Annotated in this window: 11 protein-coding genes; 1 reads left to right on the top strand and 10 read right to left on the bottom strand. The window is 59.7% G+C overall.

Annotated features, from left to right (window positions below; all coding sequences use genetic code 11):
- Window positions 1–17 precede the first annotated feature (17 nt).
- The 5 genes from RBR41_RS00750 to RBR41_RS00730 form a co-directional block, all read right to left on the bottom strand.
- Window positions 18–998: a D-glycerate dehydrogenase gene (locus RBR41_RS00750; protein WP_320350206.1), complete on the bottom strand. Its 981-nt coding sequence runs from the start codon at window positions 996–998 to the stop codon at window positions 18–20.
- Window positions 999–1420: 422 nt separating this feature from the next.
- Entirely contained in the window at window positions 1421–4036 is a 2616-nt protein-coding gene (locus tag RBR41_RS00745) for a PEP/pyruvate-binding domain-containing protein (RefSeq protein WP_320350205.1), read from the bottom strand.
- 1 nt (window position 4037) lies between these two features.
- Window positions 4038–4418 carry a response regulator gene (locus RBR41_RS00740; protein ID WP_320350203.1) on the bottom strand — a complete coding sequence of 127 codons (381 nt, stop codon included), beginning with the start codon at window positions 4416–4418 and terminating at the stop codon, window positions 4038–4040.
- 305 nt (window positions 4419–4723) lie between these two features.
- Entirely contained in the window at window positions 4724–6427 is a 1704-nt protein-coding gene (locus RBR41_RS00735) for an ATP-binding protein (protein ID WP_320350200.1), read from the bottom strand.
- On the bottom strand, window positions 6418–9039 hold the full coding sequence (locus tag RBR41_RS00730; RefSeq protein WP_320350198.1) for a PEP/pyruvate-binding domain-containing protein: 2622 nt from the start codon (window positions 9037–9039) through the stop codon (window positions 6418–6420). The genes RBR41_RS00735 and RBR41_RS00730 overlap by 10 nt, the downstream gene beginning before the upstream one ends.
- Window positions 9040–9133: 94 nt before the next feature.
- Here RBR41_RS00730 and RBR41_RS00725 point away from each other — a divergent pair, with 94 nt between their 5' ends.
- A complete protein-coding gene (locus RBR41_RS00725; protein WP_320350197.1) occupies window positions 9134–9436 on the top strand; it encodes a hypothetical protein in 303 nt (100 codons plus the stop codon).
- 217 nt (window positions 9437–9653) lie between these two features.
- Here RBR41_RS00725 and RBR41_RS00720 read toward each other — a convergent pair whose 3' ends face one another.
- The 5 genes from RBR41_RS00720 to fliF form a co-directional block, all read right to left on the bottom strand.
- Window positions 9654–11162, bottom strand: coding sequence for a FliI/YscN family ATPase (locus RBR41_RS00720; RefSeq protein ID WP_320350195.1), 1509 nt, complete (start codon window positions 11160–11162; stop codon window positions 9654–9656).
- Between the two features lie 14 nt (window positions 11163–11176).
- Window positions 11177–13129, bottom strand: coding sequence for a FliH/SctL family protein (locus RBR41_RS00715; protein ID WP_320350193.1), 1953 nt, complete (start codon window positions 13127–13129; stop codon window positions 11177–11179).
- An 86-nt stretch (window positions 13130–13215) separates the two neighbouring features.
- Window positions 13216–14211 (bottom strand): flagellar motor switch protein FliG, encoded by a 996-nt coding sequence (fliG, locus tag RBR41_RS00710; RefSeq protein ID WP_320350191.1) that lies wholly within the window; start codon window positions 14209–14211, stop codon window positions 13216–13218.
- Between the two features lie 206 nt (window positions 14212–14417).
- Window positions 14418–14639, bottom strand: a complete 222-nt coding sequence (locus tag RBR41_RS00705) for a flagellar M-ring protein FliF (RefSeq protein ID WP_320350190.1) — start codon at window positions 14637–14639, stop codon at window positions 14418–14420.
- Complete coding sequence (gene fliF / locus RBR41_RS00700) at window positions 14620–16269, bottom strand: flagellar basal-body MS-ring/collar protein FliF (protein WP_320350189.1); 1650 nt, start codon at window positions 16267–16269, stop codon at window positions 14620–14622. The genes RBR41_RS00705 and fliF overlap by 20 nt, the downstream gene beginning before the upstream one ends.
- Window positions 16270–16323 lie beyond the last annotated feature (54 nt).

The following is a 16323-nucleotide window of genomic DNA, read 5'->3' as shown; positions in this document are numbered from 1 at the left end:
AGCCACGCTAAGCCACGCTAAGCCACGCTGGGCTTGCGGGCCTGGGGATTCAGGCAGTTTTGCGGCAGCCTGCCGTCCAGAGCGTCAAATATTTTTTGCGCCGAGGACTCGCCCATATCCACATGCGAGTCGATGGTGGCAACGCCCCGGTGCGGGGTCATGAGCACTTTGTTCATGGTTCGCAACTCTGGATGCGCATGCGGTTCGTGCTCAAAAACGTCCAGTCCGGCTCCGGCAATGCGGCCCTCTTTCAGGGCGACCACCAGCGCTTCTTCATCCACTACCGGGCCGCGCGCGGTATTGATCAAAATGGCATTCGGACGCATGAGCGACAGCTCCGGCGTACTGATGTAATGCCGCGTTTCATCGGTCAGGGGAATGTGCAGGCTTACAAAGTCGGACGAAGCCAGCAGTTCTTCCTTGCTCAGGTACTGCGCGCCGGTGGCGGCTTCAAATGCTTCATTTCTGTGGCGGGCCGTATAGCTGAGGCGCATGTTAAAACCCTGCGCGCGCTTTGCCACAGCAAGGGCTATGCGCCCGCTGCCCACAATGCCCAGAGTCTTGCCGCTCACCCGCAGGCCCATATGAATGGTGACGCCCCAGGGAGTCTCGTCATTGCGTACCGTCATATCCCCATCGCGCAGCTTGCGGGCCACGCCAAGCATCAGCGCCCAGGCGAGATCGGCCGTATCGGTGGTGACGGCATCGGGGTTGTGCGTCACCCATATACCAAGGCGTGTGGCCTCTGCCACCGGGATATGGTCATAGCCAACGCCATAGCTGGAAATGATTTTGCACGTGGGAGCAAGGGCTTCCATAACGTCAGTGTCAAGATGCTGCAATGTGGCGACAACGGCGTCCACCCCTCGCACGGCGTCAATCAGCGCTTTTCCGGACAATCCTTCCGCAGGCCCCACATCCACCTGGCAACGTGTGCGCAAAAGGTCCAGAGCTTCAGGCAGTACACTACGGGTTACAAATACGCGAGGTTTAGTCATAATTTCTCCATTCTTGGCAAAAAGGCATGAAGTACCGTATTAGGCGGCTTTGAGAGGAAATGCAAGATTTGGGGGGGGGCGCTTACCCATTGATGGGTCCAGCAAAGGGGGCAATGAGGGCAATAGCGGTGGCTAGGGCATTTTAACTTTGAAAAAGTGTAAATGCGCTAAAATACAATAAAAATTTTAGGGGGTGGGGGCGTGGGGGAGGAGACCCTTTTGCAAAAAGGGTCCCTCCCCCACAAAAAAACTGTTTATCCACGCAGTATGACCTAGGGGCTGTTTCTAATTAATGATTTTGCGCCAAGGGCAAGGAAAAAGGCTTTTTTACGAAAGGAGTGTACTTTTGCGGTACATGACAAGAGTAAAAAATGGCCTTTTGACGCAGCCAATTGGACAAAAGAATTATTTAGAAACAGTCCCTAAAGAGATCTCCCCAAAAGCGGCCTGGTGCTTAGCGATTCCATATCCGCCAGCATTTTGTTTTTCAGCGCCGTGGCCCTGTCTGTCTCCAGCATGATCATATCCACCTGGCGTGTGTGGATGAGCAAATAGCCCAGAAGGCGCGTCTTCATCAATGTTTCTGTGGCGCTGTAGCCTTCGGCCACGGCAAAGACCGAGTCGTCCTTCACATCGGCGCGGAACCCGTGCTGCTCCAGCAGGTCAGCCACCATGCGGGCGCGCAGCCGACGGCGTTGCCTGTCCGCAGCTCCGCCCTTGAACTGAAAGTTCACGAAATTTTCGTGGCTTTGCTCACCCGCAAGGCTTTCTACTGTGCAGAAGTGATAGCCATAGCGAGCCTGCAAGATCATATAGTTATCAGAAATGATAAAAAAGTTTTTGTTGGCCATGCTGTTGGGCGCGGTACTTTCAAGCTCTGGCTTCATGGTGCTCTCAAGCATGATGGTCATGAATCCCGAAGCGCTGGCCGCAGGCGGCCCGGCCCACGGCACTGCGACCATACCGTCCCAAAGGGCAAGCATGGGCGCACTGGCAATCACATCAATATCCACGATGGGGCCGGTCACGCGGTGCTTGAATCCACCGCCCATGTCCACAATCCAGTATTGCAGCTTGGCTCCGGCCCGCAGTTGTTTGCCCATGCGCCTGCTGACGTCGGCGTCTTCCTCTTCAAACATGAGCCGGACGGACTTTTCATGACAGAAGCGGGTAATGTCGTGCAGGGTACGGCAATGGGCAGGCGTGAATTCCGGCGCGTCGGGGTCCAGAAGATGCAGGGGCACCATGAGCTGGCTCAAAGCCTGGAGTCGTTGATGCACGGGACTGCCAGCCATGAGATTGGTCGGCTCCACCGCTGTGGAGGCAAGTTGCGGCTGCCTATCGGCAAAAACGGCGCAGCGCCCGGCATCCAGCGTGGCTTCGCCTGCGCCGTGCAGCAAGAGGCAGGCGTCGGGCAGGCTGAAGACGGCTGGCAGCTGGTATTCGCGCGCTACCGATGCCAAATGCCCGGCCATGCCCCCTGTTTCACTCACGAGCCCGGAGGCGCGCGAAAGCAGCGGCGCCCAGCGCGGCAAAGCCCGTTCCACCACCAAAATGCCATCCTGAGGAAAGGAAAGCATGTCCGCTTCCTTGCGGGCCACAAAGACCGGCCCCATGCCAACGCCGGGGCTTACGGCCACTCCGCCTGCGGCCAGCACCTTGAGCCCGGCGGGCAGGTCAGCAAGCACAAAGGCTTCGCCTGCCTCCTCTCCTGCCCCCTGATGCTCGACAGTACTCTGCTCCGTGGCGGAATTGGCCTCACGCAGTGGGCGGCTTTGTAAAACAACGATGCGCCCGTCCTCGGCATCAAGGGCCCACTCCACATCCTGTGGCTCGGTATAGTACGCTTCAAGGGCTATGGCCACTTTTGCGAGGTCAGCCGCCTGTTTGTCGGTAAGACTTGGGGGCGTGCCCTCGGGCCCGGCCAGCCGTTTGTGGATCAGTTCCGGCGGAACCTTGCGGCTGAAAATATACACGTCAGGGGTAACCACACCGTCCACAACGGCTTGCGGCAAGCCGGGAACGGCATTGAGAAGAATCTGCTCGCGGCCACGGCTGGCGGCCACGGGATCGCGGCTGTAGGCCACGCCCCCGGCTGCGGCGGGCACCATGGCCAGCACCCCCACGCACATGGGCGCTGCATCGTCTGGAATGCCGTGCTGGTATCGGTAGCTCATGGCCGTAACCGCATACTTGCTGGCGATGATCTCCTTCCACACTTCACAGGCTTCTTCAGGCGGCACATTGAGTTCAGACCTGTACTGCCCGGCAAAGGTGACGCCCAGGGAATCCTCGCCCACTGCGCTGCTGCGCAGGGCCAGTTTTAGCCCTGGCCCGGCCTTGGCGCGCATGGCGTCCACGGCTTCGGTGATGCTTTTTTCAAGCTCGGGCGGCAACGGGGCCGTGAGCACAGACTTTTGCAAGGCGGCGGCAAGGCTGAAGACTTCATCCAGGCTCTGCATGTCCGTGGCCTGAATGCGCCGGTTCAGTTCGCTCTGCAGGCCGTTATATTCCATAAAACGGTAGTAGGCGCTGACGGTTACGGCAAAACCGTCCGGCACGGTAAGACCAGCATTGGCGGCGACTTCGCCAAGATTGGCCATTTTGCCGCCAACCAGGGTGAGGTCGCTCAGGCTGATCTGGTCAAGGTGCAGGATGAGGGGGCCGTCCTGATGGGGCATTTCCTCCAGCATGGATTCCATTTCTGAACGGATGCGGTCAAAGGAATCCTGCAGGGCGGCATAGGCGTTGTCGGAAAGTGCGTTGAGATCGCGCACCATCTGAAAGACGGCGGTAACGGCGCGCGTGCTGACGGCATGCACATAGTCCATGCCAAACGGCCTCGCGCCCGTAAGGCGGTCTTCCACCTCACTCATGGCTTCAAGGGCGCGCTTGTTGGCCGAGAGCAGACGGCGGAACCGGGCGCAACGCTCGCGCAGCCGTGCCTTCAGTTCTTCCTCCCGGGCCAGTACCGCCGGATCCGGCTCCGAGGGCTGCTCACGCCCCAGCCAGTGTCGCAAGTATTTGAGCAGAGCCATGCTACACAGCGGAACGAACCGCTTCCTCCATCTTGATGATGAGCTCGCTGATGGCAACGGGCTTGAGCATGTAGTCGTACGCACCAAGGTCAAGCCCTTCCACGGCCACTCCCATGCAGGCATGTCCGGTCAGCAGAAGGACGGGCAACTTGGGCGCTTTCTGCTTCATGTGGCGCAGGGTTTCAAGGCCGTCCATACCGGGCATGCGCACGTCCATAACAACGATGTTGAATGGGTCCCCACCGGGGGCCAGCGCTTCATCGACCATGTTGAGGGCGGTCTGCCCATCGGGCGCAGTGGCGACCTCCATTCCGCGCCTGACAAGACGCTTCTGCATCAACTCCAAAAATTCCAGTTCGTCGTCCACAAACAATGCGCGCATGGGGCCTCCTCGGTTACAGGCAGTGCCGCGGCCAGGCCGGGCAGGTTGCCGATGCGTTGTTTCTTGCCGCCGGTGGCCGCCGGAATGACAATTTTTCCGCGCGGCCATTCAATCAATATGCTGTCTGGCGCGTACACGCCCCAAAATCAGGATTCAAGCCACATGCGCCTTGCGCTGCCCAGGCGCGTGCATGTGCGCCTGCATGCGCAACGCCGGAGCGCTCTCAAAGGGGTACTGCTCCTGTGCGCTCAGGCTGTTCGTCAGCCTTGCCGCGCCCCGTCTTTTCGCGACCGCGCCAGATCGCTCTAGACCGCGCCCCCGTCTTCCGTCGGCAGCTGCGGCGGCTCTGGCGGCAGGGTTACGCTGAACGTGGTGCCCTGCCCAACCTGGCTCTGCACTTCAATGCGCCCGCCCAGTTTTTCAAGTATGGTATAGCAGATGGCCAGCCCAAGCCCTGTTCCCTCGCCAACCTTCTTGGTGGTGAAGAAGGGATCGAAAATACGCGACATGGTTTCCTGATCCATGCCGGGGCCGGTGTCAGTAAACAGTATGCGAACGCCCTTCTTCCACGCAAGCGTGCGGATGGTCAAAGTGCCGTTTTTGCCAATGGCGTCAACGGCATTGTCAATGATATTGATAAATATCTGCTCAAGCTGCGCCGGATCGGACAGGATAACCGGAACTTGCGGATCATAGTCCCTGACAATGGAAATACTGCGGTTGGTGGCTTCGGTTTTGAGCATCTCCGCAGCCTGGTCAGTCAGGGAATTGATGAGAATTTCGGTGCGCCCCGGATTCATACGGCGGCCAAAGCCCAGCATGCGTTGCGTAATCCCCTTGGCCCTTTTGACATGCTGGTCTATTTTCTCGGTACTTTCGAGAATTTCCTGATAATTTTTCATGCTGGTCTCGTCTTCGTCTTCCAGCAGGTCGCGTATCCACCCGGCATTTTCCTGAATGAGCATCAGGGGATTGTTCACCTCGTGCGCCACGCCAGCGGCCATCTTGCCGAGAGCCGCCATCTTGCTGGACTGGAGCATGCGGGCATCAATATGGGCCTGCTTCTGATCCGACTCTTCCAGCGAGGCCACAAGCCGCCGCGTACAGAGGTCAGCCCCCATACAAACAAGCCCGCTGCCCAGAACCATAAAGAAAATGATCAGCGCCTTGAGCTGGCGTAAAGGCCGCAGACTGTCGCGTACATCATCCAGCACAACAAGCCGCCAGGGCATGGACTCCAACGACATCACGGCGGCCAGCATTTCCTGTCCTTCGGGCGTCTTGAGGTACTGGGTGACAACAGTTTTGCGCGTCAAATCGGGCAGGGCAACATCGAACGTATCCATGCTCTTGCCGTGATAACGCGAATCTGTTTGCAGTTCGCCCTTGGCGTTGATCAGAAACGCATCGCTGTGCGGCCCGGAATACACGCGGCGCAACAGAGCCACCACGGCGTCCATATCAATGGTGGCCCGCACGATGTAACTGCGCCCGCCCTCATGCCGCAGCACGGCAATGATGAAGTGCGGCTCGTTTCTGTAGCCCATGAACACATCGCTGACATGCACGCCCTTGCGCAACACCTCCCTGAACCAGGGAGTATCGGAATAGTTGTTGTCCCTGAGATCGTACGGCCCCACATAGGAGACGTGCCGCCCGTCCATGCCGATAACGCCCACATCCACAAAGGAACGGCTGTTATTCTGCATGACGCTGAAAATTTCACTCAGGCGCGCGGGATTGCTCAGGTCGGCATACGGATGGGTAAAGGCCAGATTTTTGATCTGGGCCACGCGCTCCACCATAAAGGTGTCCAGCGCGCGGTGCTTGCTGCTGGCCACAGCCTCAATGCTCGCACTGATCTTCTCGTCATAGATGACGCTCAGCCTGTCTATGCAAAAAAGGCCCAGGGCCACCAGCGGCGTCAGCGCCATGAGCAGCAGGGTAAGCAGCAGGCGACGGTAGATGGCCTTGTAGCCACGATGTGGTGTGGGCGCGGTTACGGACATGCTTGCTTCTCCTCCACACCGGGCGCGTCCTGTGCCAGGCTCTCGCCCCGGAACAGCATACGGCAGTGGTTCAGCATTTCTTCACGTCGTGCGGCCACCTGCGCTGCGTCCTGCATGATCATGTCCAATTGCCTGGTGTGGATTGTCATATACCCGGCAATGGCCAGCAGCAGTTCGCCCTCTTCGCGGTCCATGCCCTTGAGGGTGGCGCTGACGGCGTCGTTGCGCACCGTGGGAGCGAACCCAAATTCCCACAGGATTTCAGACACAAAGCGCACGCGCAAAATGCGCCGCTCAATGTTGGCCGCTCCGCCGCGCAGATGGAAGGTGAGGTAGTTTTCCGGAGTGCGCTCGCCAAGGCGTGCCTCCACGGACACAAAATGAAAGCCGAAGCGCGAATGCAGGCTGCAATAGTCGCGTGAAATCATGAAATAGTTTTTTTCTGAAAAATACGCCGTTTGCGCCGCAGGGTCCAGATTGGGATTGGCCGTGGCCTCGAAGAGCACGGACAAAAATCCCTTGCCGTCCACGGGCGGCGGCCCCTGCCAGGGATAGGCGTTCATGCCGCGCCAGAGCGCGCGCATGGGTACGGACGCTATCTGGTCAATATCAATCACAGGGCCGGGAGGGGTCACGGCGAAACCGTCACTGAGATTAACCACCCAGAACTGCTTGAGCACCTTGTCGCGCAACTGTTTTACCCGCTGCGGCGCGTATTTTTTTTCCGCTCCAAGGGAGAACATGGCGCTCACGGCCCTTTCATGGCAATAGCGGGCTATGTCGTGATAGGTCTGGCAATTGGCCGCCTTGAATTCCGGGCTGTCCACGTCCATGGTCAGGGGCAGGATGCGGGCCGAGGCTTTTTGCAAAATACGGTACACCGGGCTGCCCGGCATATAGTCGCGCCCGGGCGGCACGTTGGGTAAAAGCGACTCCTGCCTGTCCGCATACACCTGGCAGATGTCGGAACACAGGGTGATGCTCTGCCCGTTTTCCAGCGTGTCCAGTGCCCCGGCCATGCCAAAAATGGCTGGCTTGCCGAATTCCCGCGCCAGCGAGGCCAGGCGCGAACCGGCCAGCCCCTCTTTGGCAATGATGCCAGCAACGCGGTCCATCAAGGCGCCCCAACGATAATTGTCATCAGGCACAACCAAAATGCCGCCAGGCGGAAAGCGCCGGGCGTCCTCCCAGCGGCGCGCCACGCAGACAGGCCCCGCCACCCTGCCGGGACTGACGGTATACCCGCCCGAAAGACGCAGGCTGGGGCCGACTTCAGGCAGCACTGGCGGCATGTCCACGGCGTCCACCGGCAGGGGAATGGGCCGCACCAGCAGCAAACGCAATTCTCCTTGCGGCGTCCGCACCCAGGAAAGGGAAACCGGGCATGCCAGAAGTTCTTCAAGCTCAAGGGCCAGAGCAGCCACATCCCTGGCCGTGTCGGCGTCAAGAACAAGACATGCCGCGTCATCGGGGCCGGCAAGACTGACGATTTCGCGGGGCGGCTGCCTGTCCACCGTGGCGTGATCGGCAGGCAGCACCGAATAATCCAGTTCTTGCGGCAGGCCCTGGCAGGCATAGACGTGAACCAGTTCTCCGTGAGCGCGCACAGGGCTGCACGAATGGGCAAGTCCGCCCCAGGAGCCTTCTTCCACTGCCATGCAGGTTATGCACACGCCCGCCCCGGCATCGGTGAGGCCCCGCGCGCGACGGTACACAAGAGCCTGGGCGCGCTGCTTGCGCGCCAGCGTCAGCTGTACCGCGTGCAAAATTTCCTCGTCAGACGCGTCCAGAGGGACGGAAGGCCCCCAGAGGATCAGGCCGGGATCGTCGCTGCCACGCGCTTCAGGCGGCCACAGCCGCCCACGCAGCACCAGCCGCATGGACTCGTGCTGGCAGGAGGCGCGCAAATGTGCCAGCGCTGCACGGATTTCCCGTTCCAGGTCAGGCGGCAAGGGCGTATCTTCAACCAGTTGGCCGAGACTGCGCGACAGCTTGGCCAGATGCTTTGGCGCAAGCCCCCCTGCCGCCTGAATACGGCGGTTGACCTCGCTTTGCAGGTCACCACTCTGTAAAAAATGCTGGCACCCGGCCATGGTGATGACAAAGCCTCGGGGCGCCAACTGGGGATGCCGCCGCCGCACCTCTTCAAGGCGCAGGGTTGCCGGGTCCACCAGAGGAAAACCGCCCTGGCCGGAAAGCGCCTCGAGATCGGAGTCCTCACCAAGGGGCAGCACCAGCGGGCCAAGAAGGCACACTTCCGGCTCGTACACATCCTCGGCCACTTTTTTCTGAAGCTCGCCAAAACGGGCGTACAAGGCCTGGCACGGGGCCGGATCGAGCCTTTCAAGCTGCTTGACGCACTGAAAAACCTGGGTGGCCATGCTGGTGCACAGAGCGCGCACCCGATACAGCCCGAAAGGATGGTCGCAACACAAGGTGTATTCAAGGGCGGTCATGGTTTCCTGAAAGGTGTTCCATGCCGTTAAGAAGAGCTTGAAGGAATGGTGCCGCAGTGCAAAGAAGTGCTCGGCCTCGCTGTCGGAAGCCGTGACACTGGCGGCGGCGCGTCTGGCGGACCGCGTAAAAAAGCCCAGAAGGCGTGAGAGAGACATGTCGGCTCCAGAACTCGTGACAAAGCCCCGGATACATACGGGACCTGTGCGCCAGCGGCGGTATCGCCGAACCGCAGACACGGAAATACGGCATATGCCGGAATATCGCCCCGATATGGCCGCCCATTCCCGGTTGTTGCCGCTGCCAGATGGCAACGCAGGCAAAACGGGGGCCTGCCAGAACCAGGGCCAGCCGGACACAGCCACACGCCAGGAGCATACCGGGTACAAACCGGGCGCAGGCGCTGTCCATGCGGATATTCTGCGGATTCCGGCTTGGGCGAAAAGCAGGCTTTCTATTACGAAAAAGCGTGCTTTACTGGCGCATTACAGAAACAATAAACACCGTTTTATTCAGCCGCAAGTCAAAAACGCATGTCAATTCAGCCTAGCATAAGCACATACAGCCTTCAAGCCGCATGTGACAGAATTCGCAAATATAATCCGCGCGGCTGTTGCTGGAGCATTTTAACTTTGAAAAAGTGCAAATGCTCTAACGCTGCACTTTCGTGCAGCGCGCCACAACGTGGCGTGGATTCAGCCGGAAATCGTATTTTTCGGCTGAATGAAAACTTTGAAATGCTTCTCATTTCAAAGTTGATCTACTCTAGAGGTCAGCCCCGCTGCGGGGCCACGCCGTTCTGGCCGGAGGGCACGGGAGGCTCGCCCTGCTGGGCTGCCGCCCCTTCCGCCAGTTGGGCCAGAGCGCGCAGTTGCTGCATGCTCTGCTCCAGAAACTGCGGGTCGCCAACGTCCTGGCGCAAAAAGTTGTTAATGGCGGGCATGCTGGTGATGGCAGCGTCGATTTCGGCATTGGTGCCCCGCGCGTAGGCTCCGATATTGACCATATCTTCAACCCTGCGAAAGGTGCTCATATTGCGCGTGACCACGCGCCCGGCCAGGATGTCCTGCCGCTCGCAGATGTCCGAGCGCAGACGGCTGATGGAGCGCAGCACGTCAATGGCGGGAAAGTGCCCCTGGTCTGCCAGATCGCGCGTAAGCACAATGTGGCCGTCAAGAATGGAGCGCACGGCGTCGGCAATGGGTTCGTTAAAGTCGTCGCCGTCCACAAGGACGGTGTAAATGCCTGTAATGGTTCCCTTGGCAGAACGCCCGGCCCGCTCAAGCAGCTTTGGCAACTGGGCGAAAACTGTGGGCGTATAGCCCTTTGTGGTCGGCGGCTCGCCCACGGCCAGGCCGACTTCGCGGGCGGCCATGGCAAAACGCGTCACCGAGTCCATCATGAGCAGCACGTCCATGCTCTTGTCACGAAAATATTCGGCCACTGCTGTGGCCGCGTAGGCAGCGCGCATGCGCACCAGCGGCGACTGATCGGAAGTGGCGATGACCAACACCGAGCGGGCCATGCCCTCGGGGCCAAGGTCGCGCTCCATAAATTCCACAACTTCGCGGCCGCGTTCGCCTATGAGCGCTATGACGTTGACGTCGGCGCGCGTGTACCGCGCCATCATGCCCATGAGGGTGGACTTGCCGACGCCGGAACCGGCCATGATGCCCACGCGCTGCCCCTTGCCAAGAGTGAGCAGGCTGTTGACCGAGCGAACGCCGACATCAAGGATGTCCGTAATGCGGGGGCGCTGCAAAGGGCTGGGCGGATCGGCGTAAATGGGCGCAAGCTCGGGATGCCACTGCTGGCGGGCCGCCTCCGCCCATTCCGGCACAAAGGGACGCTGCTCTTCCACCTGACGGGCAAAATCGGCCTTGGCATTGTCGCCCATGGGCAAGGGAGAGGAATAGAGTTCCGTACTGACAGGCGGGCCCGCGTCCAGGGGCGTGCCAAAAGCGTCAAAGGCGCGGCCCAGAAGCTCCGGCCCCACGGGAAAAACCGGCGGCAGGCTGGTATTGCGGATGCGGCTGCCGGGACGGATGCCGCGCATATCACCATAGGGCATGAAGAGCAGGTTTCCGTCGCGAAAGCCCACCACTTCGGCGGCGATGCCGTCGTCCGCATCATCGGGCAGCATGTGGCAGACAGCCCCCAGAGGGGCGCGCAGGCCGCTGCCTTCAGCCACAAGGCCCACGACCTTGTTGACCTTGCCATACAGGCGGACGGGGTTGCTGGCTTGCAGCAGCTTGATGCAGGCTTGGGGGTCAAGTTTCATGGCAGAACCCCGGATCAGCGGCCTTTATCCGCACCGGGCAGAAAACCGCCCTGCGAAAAAACGTCCTGGTCGTCATGGCCGCCCTTTCCATCAGGCCCGGCAGTCCCGGAAAGCCCGGAGCCGTCAGAGGGGGCAAAAGCCCGGGCTGAAAGATGTTCCGTCAGGCCGGATTCCTCCGCTTCAACTTCAAGGGGAAAAAGCTCGTCTTCCAGTTCCGCCAGCGTCGGGTTTTCGGCCTGGCCGGACGGGTGAGCCTGGGCGGCAGCCGTCATTTCCTGGCTCGCATTTTTTGGGCTCGCATTTTTTTGGCCCGCATTTTTTTGGCCCGCATGTTTTGGGCCAGCCGGGGCTTGCATGGGGGCAGCGCCGTGAGAGGATTCGGCCGACTGCGCGGGTGCGGCGGGGGCATAATCTTCGCCTTGCTGTCCGGCAGGCGCGGCAGTTGCTGCGCCCGGCTCCTGACCAGGCGATTCGGAGCCTGCCTGCTGATTCACGTCCGCAGCGCTTGGCACATGCCTTTCTTCAGAGGGCCAGCGCTCCGCCGGGGCAGAAGCGTCGGCCTGCGCGGCAGTCCATTCCGGCTCCTCCACCATCAGGGCGTCGGCGTCGGATATGAGGCCATGGTGATCTTCCGTCAGCGCAGGTTCGTCCGTGGCGGGCAAGTCCTGACGCGGGCTGTCCTGAAATGGGCTGTCCTGAAATGGGCTGTCCTGGCCCTGGGGCGCGACAGCGGTTCCGCCAGCCGGTTCGCCTGCCCCAGTTTCGGGCACGGTTTCGGGCACGTGAGTGGCCTCGGCGGCAGTCAAATCTTCGGGCAAATCAGCAGGCAGGTCGCCCGGCAGCCCTTGCGACAAATCTTCCGGCAGATCTTCCGGCAGATCTTCTGGCAGACCAGGGGGAAGTTCGACATCCAGAGGGTCAGCATGGGCAGGGCCTGCGGGCTGTTCATCGTATCCCGCTACGTCCGGTTGCCCAGCGTGCCCATCCACATGCGCCCCATGTGCTGATGCCTGCTCCATCTCGGGAGACAGGGCCGCAATGCGTTCGGCCTCCTGACGCACCAACTGGCTGACAGCCTCACCCTGGCGCGGGTCATCCTGACCTGGCCCCAGAGTGAGGCAGGACAAAACACCGTTGACCAGTTCCGTATAGAGTTCGCGGCGGCAATCAACGCTGCCGCTGACGCTTTCGGCCAGCAGACCGCCCCGCCCCACCGAGGGATCGCCGCTGACGACCCACTGTTGCAGTTCGGGCACGCGCTCGCGCGCTGCCATAAACATGTCGCTGACGGTTTCTTCGTCGTCGGGGTGCACGCGCAGGGTGATGGTGGCACGGTCTTCAAGAAGATTCAGCGCTTCAAAGACCAGAGACTGCAATATTTTTTTGTGCTCTTTTTCCAGCATCCAGCCGATGCCAGCGGTAACGGCCTCCTGCGTGAGCAGGGCCAGTTGTTCACGCCAGGATTCGCAAATGGCGTGACGCTGCCTGTCCAGAGCATGAAGCACCGTGCCAAGGGCCTGCCCTATTTCAGCACGAAATTCCTTGAGTTCCTGCCCGGACTGATCCATTCCGGCCTGAAAACCATCGGCCTGCCCGTTTTCACGCAAGACTTGCGCTTCTTGCCGCAAGGCCTGTGCCTGCGCCAGTTCCGCTTGCGCCTGGTTTCTTTCTTCCTGGGCCTGCGCCTTTATGGCTGCGCTTTCGTGCGTGAGCCGCTTATTCAGTTCTTGCGCTTCAACCCTGGCTTCTTCCAGCACTTTCTGGCGCTCGGCATAGGCCGCGCCAAGTATTTCGCGCGCACGCTCCTCTGCCTTGGCCCGCACCCGGTCAAAATAGTCTTCCTGCTGCTGTTGCTGCATACGTTCGCGGCGCAGGGGCTCCTGCATGGCGTCAAGCTGCTCCACGGTGGCTTCACGCTCACCCATGAAGACAGTTCCCCATTTTTTGCGCAACTGATCTGACGCCATGACTTTTTCCAGCTTGCAGTTTTTACAGAAAACGCGGTTCGGGCAAGAGTGCCGTCATATTTCTCAAGGGCTTCAGGCCGCCAGGCTTAGACGAAAACTTCGCCCGCGCCCCTGCTGACAACCAGCTTGCTCTCGGCCTCAAGGCGGCGCACGATCTTGACGATATTCTGCTGTGCGGCTTCCACGTCCGAAAGCTTGGTGGGGCCCATGTACTCCAGTTCTTCGCGAATCATGTTGCCCGCGCGCTCGGACATGTTCTTGAAGAACTTTTCCTTGAGATCGTCAGTGGCGCCACGCAGGGCCAGCGTAAGATCCTCATTGGAAATTTCCTTGAGCATTTCCCGCACGCCCCTGTCGTCAATATTCTTGCAGTCCTCGAACACGAACATGAGGTTGCGGATATCTTCGGCCATCTGGGCGGAATCTTCTTCGATCTCGGACAGGACTTCTTCTTCGGTGGCGCGATCCACGGCATTGAGGATTTCGGCCACGGACTGGACGCCGCCCACTTTTTTGCCTTCCTTGCCGCCCATGGCGATAAGCTGGCTTGTGAGCACCTTGTCCACTTCCATAAGCATGTCTTCAGGCACGGCCTCAAGGCGCGCCAGACGCATGAGTACCTCGGCGCGGACGCCCGCAGGCAGGCTTGTCAATAAATTGGCAGCCTGGTCGGGATGCAGATGACCGAGAATGAGGGCCAGGGTCTGCGGATGCTCGTTACGCAAAATCTGTGAAAGAAGGCGGGGGCTCACCTGCTCCAGTTCGCGGAAGGGCGCTGGCCCGGTTTCGAGACTGAGCGAGTCCATGATGTACTTGGCGGTTTCAGGATCAAGGTTCTTGACCAGCATGCGCTTGAGAATATCACTGCCGCCTGCGATCATGTCCACGCCTTCCACAAGGGACTCATGAAAGTCGCGCAGCACTTCCTCCACATCCTCACGCGGCACTGGCTCCAAGTCCACAATGGCTTTGGAGATTTCGGCTATTTCCTGCCTGTCCATGCGCTTGAACACGTCGGACGTGAACTTGTCGCCCATGGCGAGCAGCAGCACCGCTATGCGCTGTTTGCCGGTCAGCTCCATCTCAACTCCTTCACCTCGGCCCTGGGGCAGAGGGATTTTAGAAAACTCTGATTAAAGATCCTCTTAAAAACGCGCAGGTATTTCCTTAACAAGGCCCGATCTTTTAAGGCGCGATCTTTTTATGAAGCAGGAGTGGACCCTTCCGCCCCCGACTGTTTCAAAAAAAGTGAAGCAAGGCCGCCAAATGGAATACATCAGCGTTTTCTTTAATCCTTGTCAGAAAGCCAGCGCTTGATAAGCCGCACGGCCTGATCCATATGCTGCTCCGTAATGCGGAACAGCCGCAGCTTCAACTCTTCAACCCGTTGATTTGTCTCTCTTTGCGCCCGGCGCAAGGTCTTGAGCTGGGCGAGGGAAGACGACGCGGGGCCGCTTTCATTCCCTGTCTGCAGGCTTGGTCGTGACGGGCTAGGCTTTAACTGTTTCATCTCTCTTCATCCAGCCGCGCACCAGGCTTACCACCTGTTCCATATGGTTGTCCGACAGGCTGAAGATGTGCGCTTTCAGTGCTTCAATGTCCTTGAACATCATATCGTCCTCGTCATCCCCACCGCCCAGCAACGATTCGTCTTCAGTTCTGGCGGCCTCTTCCAGCGCCTCATAGAGAGCAAGCTGCTCTTCGGCGGCAGGCAGACCTTCCAGACCTTCGACCATTTCGCCCGCTTCGACCTTGGGGCGGATAAGCGCCAGCACCACAGGCCGCACAATGAGCATAAGGAACAGGAACGCCAGCAGCGCATTGAGCAGGGGCTTGCCCAGGCGTTCGGCGTAGTCGGCCAGCATGTCGGCGAAGTTGGGATCCTTGGGCGGCTCCGAGTCGGTAAAGGGCGCGGAGCTGACCTCCAGGGCATCGCCCCGGGCCGTGTCCAGACCCACAGCGTTGTGCACCAGCTGGCGCACCCGCTCAAGCTCTTCGCTCTTGCGCGGCATAAAGGTCCAGGTGCCATCGGTCTTTACATACGTGCCATCAATGAGGACTGCAACCGTCAAACGACGCAATTCACCCACATTTGAAACAATCTGCTGTTCTTCTTTGTTGATTTCATAGTTGGTGGTACGTGATTCACGTGTGCCGGTCTGGTCTGAAACCGAACCGGTGATGCCGTCGCCACGAAAATTCACATCCGGCGCGCCCGCTTCAAGGTTGGCGCGGCCCTGCTGGCTTTCTTCCTGACGGTATTCGCTGCGAACCGCTGTTTTTTCAGGATCAAAAAGTTCGCGGCGTATGGTTTTCTGGCTGAAATCCATATCGGCATTGACCTTGGCGATGACGCGGCCAGAGCCGAAAAGGGGCTGCAGCATTTCTTCAATGCGGCGTTCAAGGTTGCGCTGCACGGTCTGGCGGTATTCCATCTGGGTGGTGGTGATGCCCGCCAGGCTGTCTTCTTCCGGCTGGTAAAGAACCTTGCCGCTGGTGTCGGTGATGGAAACATGTGCTCTGTCCAGCCCTTCAACGGACATGAGCATCATATTGAGAATGGCGTTGATTTCTTTCTGGTCAATCTTGACGTTGGCCCTGGTAAGCTTGAGAACCACCGAGGCCGAGGGAGACTGGCGCTCTTCGACAAAAAGGCTGCGGCGCGGGATGACCAGGTGCACACGGGCGCTTTCAACACTGGGAAACTGGCTGATGGTGCGGGCCAGTTCCCCCTGGAGCGCGCGCGAGTAGTTGATCTTCTGCACAAAGTCGGTCTGCCCGACCTTGACCTTGTCAAAGATCTCAAATCCTATGCCCTGCCCCACCAGGCCGCCTTCGCCAGCTATCTTGATGCGCTGGTCGTAAACCACTTCCTGCGGCACCATGATGGTGGCGCCGTTGTCGGTGATGCGGTAGGCCACCTTGTCGCCCTGCAGAGTCTTGATGACCACGCTGGCGTCTTCAGGGCCAAGGTTGGAATAAAGAACCTTGTATTCGGGGCGGCTCAACCAGATGGACAGACCTATGACCGCAGCCAGCAGTCCGACAGCCCCGCCAACGGAAGCAATGCGTTGCAGTGGGCTCATCTTGGCCCATATAGCCGCAAGGGCGTTGACGAATTGTTGAATGAATGCAGGCATGTTCCGCTCCTGTGCGCTTGAGCGCTGGTTTTCCGACGCCAGGGCCGGGCTTTA

The organism is Desulfovibrio sp., from assembly GCF_034006445.1.
Taxonomy (GTDB): domain Bacteria; phylum Desulfobacterota; class Desulfovibrionia; order Desulfovibrionales; family Desulfovibrionaceae; genus Desulfovibrio.
Note: the sequence above shows the minus strand (reverse complement) of the source record. Positions and strands in the feature narration are given on the sequence as shown.

Coding starts and splice junctions, on each gene's coding strand:
- fliF (WP_320350189.1), bottom strand. CDS start 16,269: ATGCCTGCATTCATTCAACAATTCGTCAACGCCCTTGCGGCTATATGG.
- RBR41_RS00705 (WP_320350190.1), bottom strand. CDS start 14,639: ATGAAACAGTTAAAGCCTAGCCCGTCACGACCAAGCCTGCAGACAGGG.
- fliG (WP_320350191.1), bottom strand. CDS start 14,211: ATGGAGCTGACCGGCAAACAGCGCATAGCGGTGCTGCTGCTCGCCATG.
- RBR41_RS00720 (WP_320350195.1), bottom strand. CDS start 11,162: ATGAAACTTGACCCCCAAGCCTGCATCAAGCTGCTGCAAGCCAGCAAC.
- RBR41_RS00730 (WP_320350198.1), bottom strand. CDS start 9,039: ATGTCTCTCTCACGCCTTCTGGGCTTTTTTACGCGGTCCGCCAGACGC.
- RBR41_RS00750 (WP_320350206.1), bottom strand. CDS start 998: ATGACTAAACCTCGCGTATTTGTAACCCGTAGTGTACTGCCTGAAGCT.
- RBR41_RS00740 (WP_320350203.1), bottom strand. CDS start 4,418: ATGCGCGCATTGTTTGTGGACGACGAACTGGAATTTTTGGAGTTGATG.
- RBR41_RS00735 (WP_320350200.1), bottom strand. CDS start 6,427: ATGTCCGTAACCGCGCCCACACCACATCGTGGCTACAAGGCCATCTAC.
- RBR41_RS00715 (WP_320350193.1), bottom strand. CDS start 13,129: ATGGCGTCAGATCAGTTGCGCAAAAAATGGGGAACTGTCTTCATGGGT.
- RBR41_RS00745 (WP_320350205.1), bottom strand. CDS start 4,036: ATGGCTCTGCTCAAATACTTGCGACACTGGCTGGGGCGTGAGCAGCCC.
- RBR41_RS00725 (WP_320350197.1), top strand. CDS start 9,134: ATGCCGGAATATCGCCCCGATATGGCCGCCCATTCCCGGTTGTTGCCG.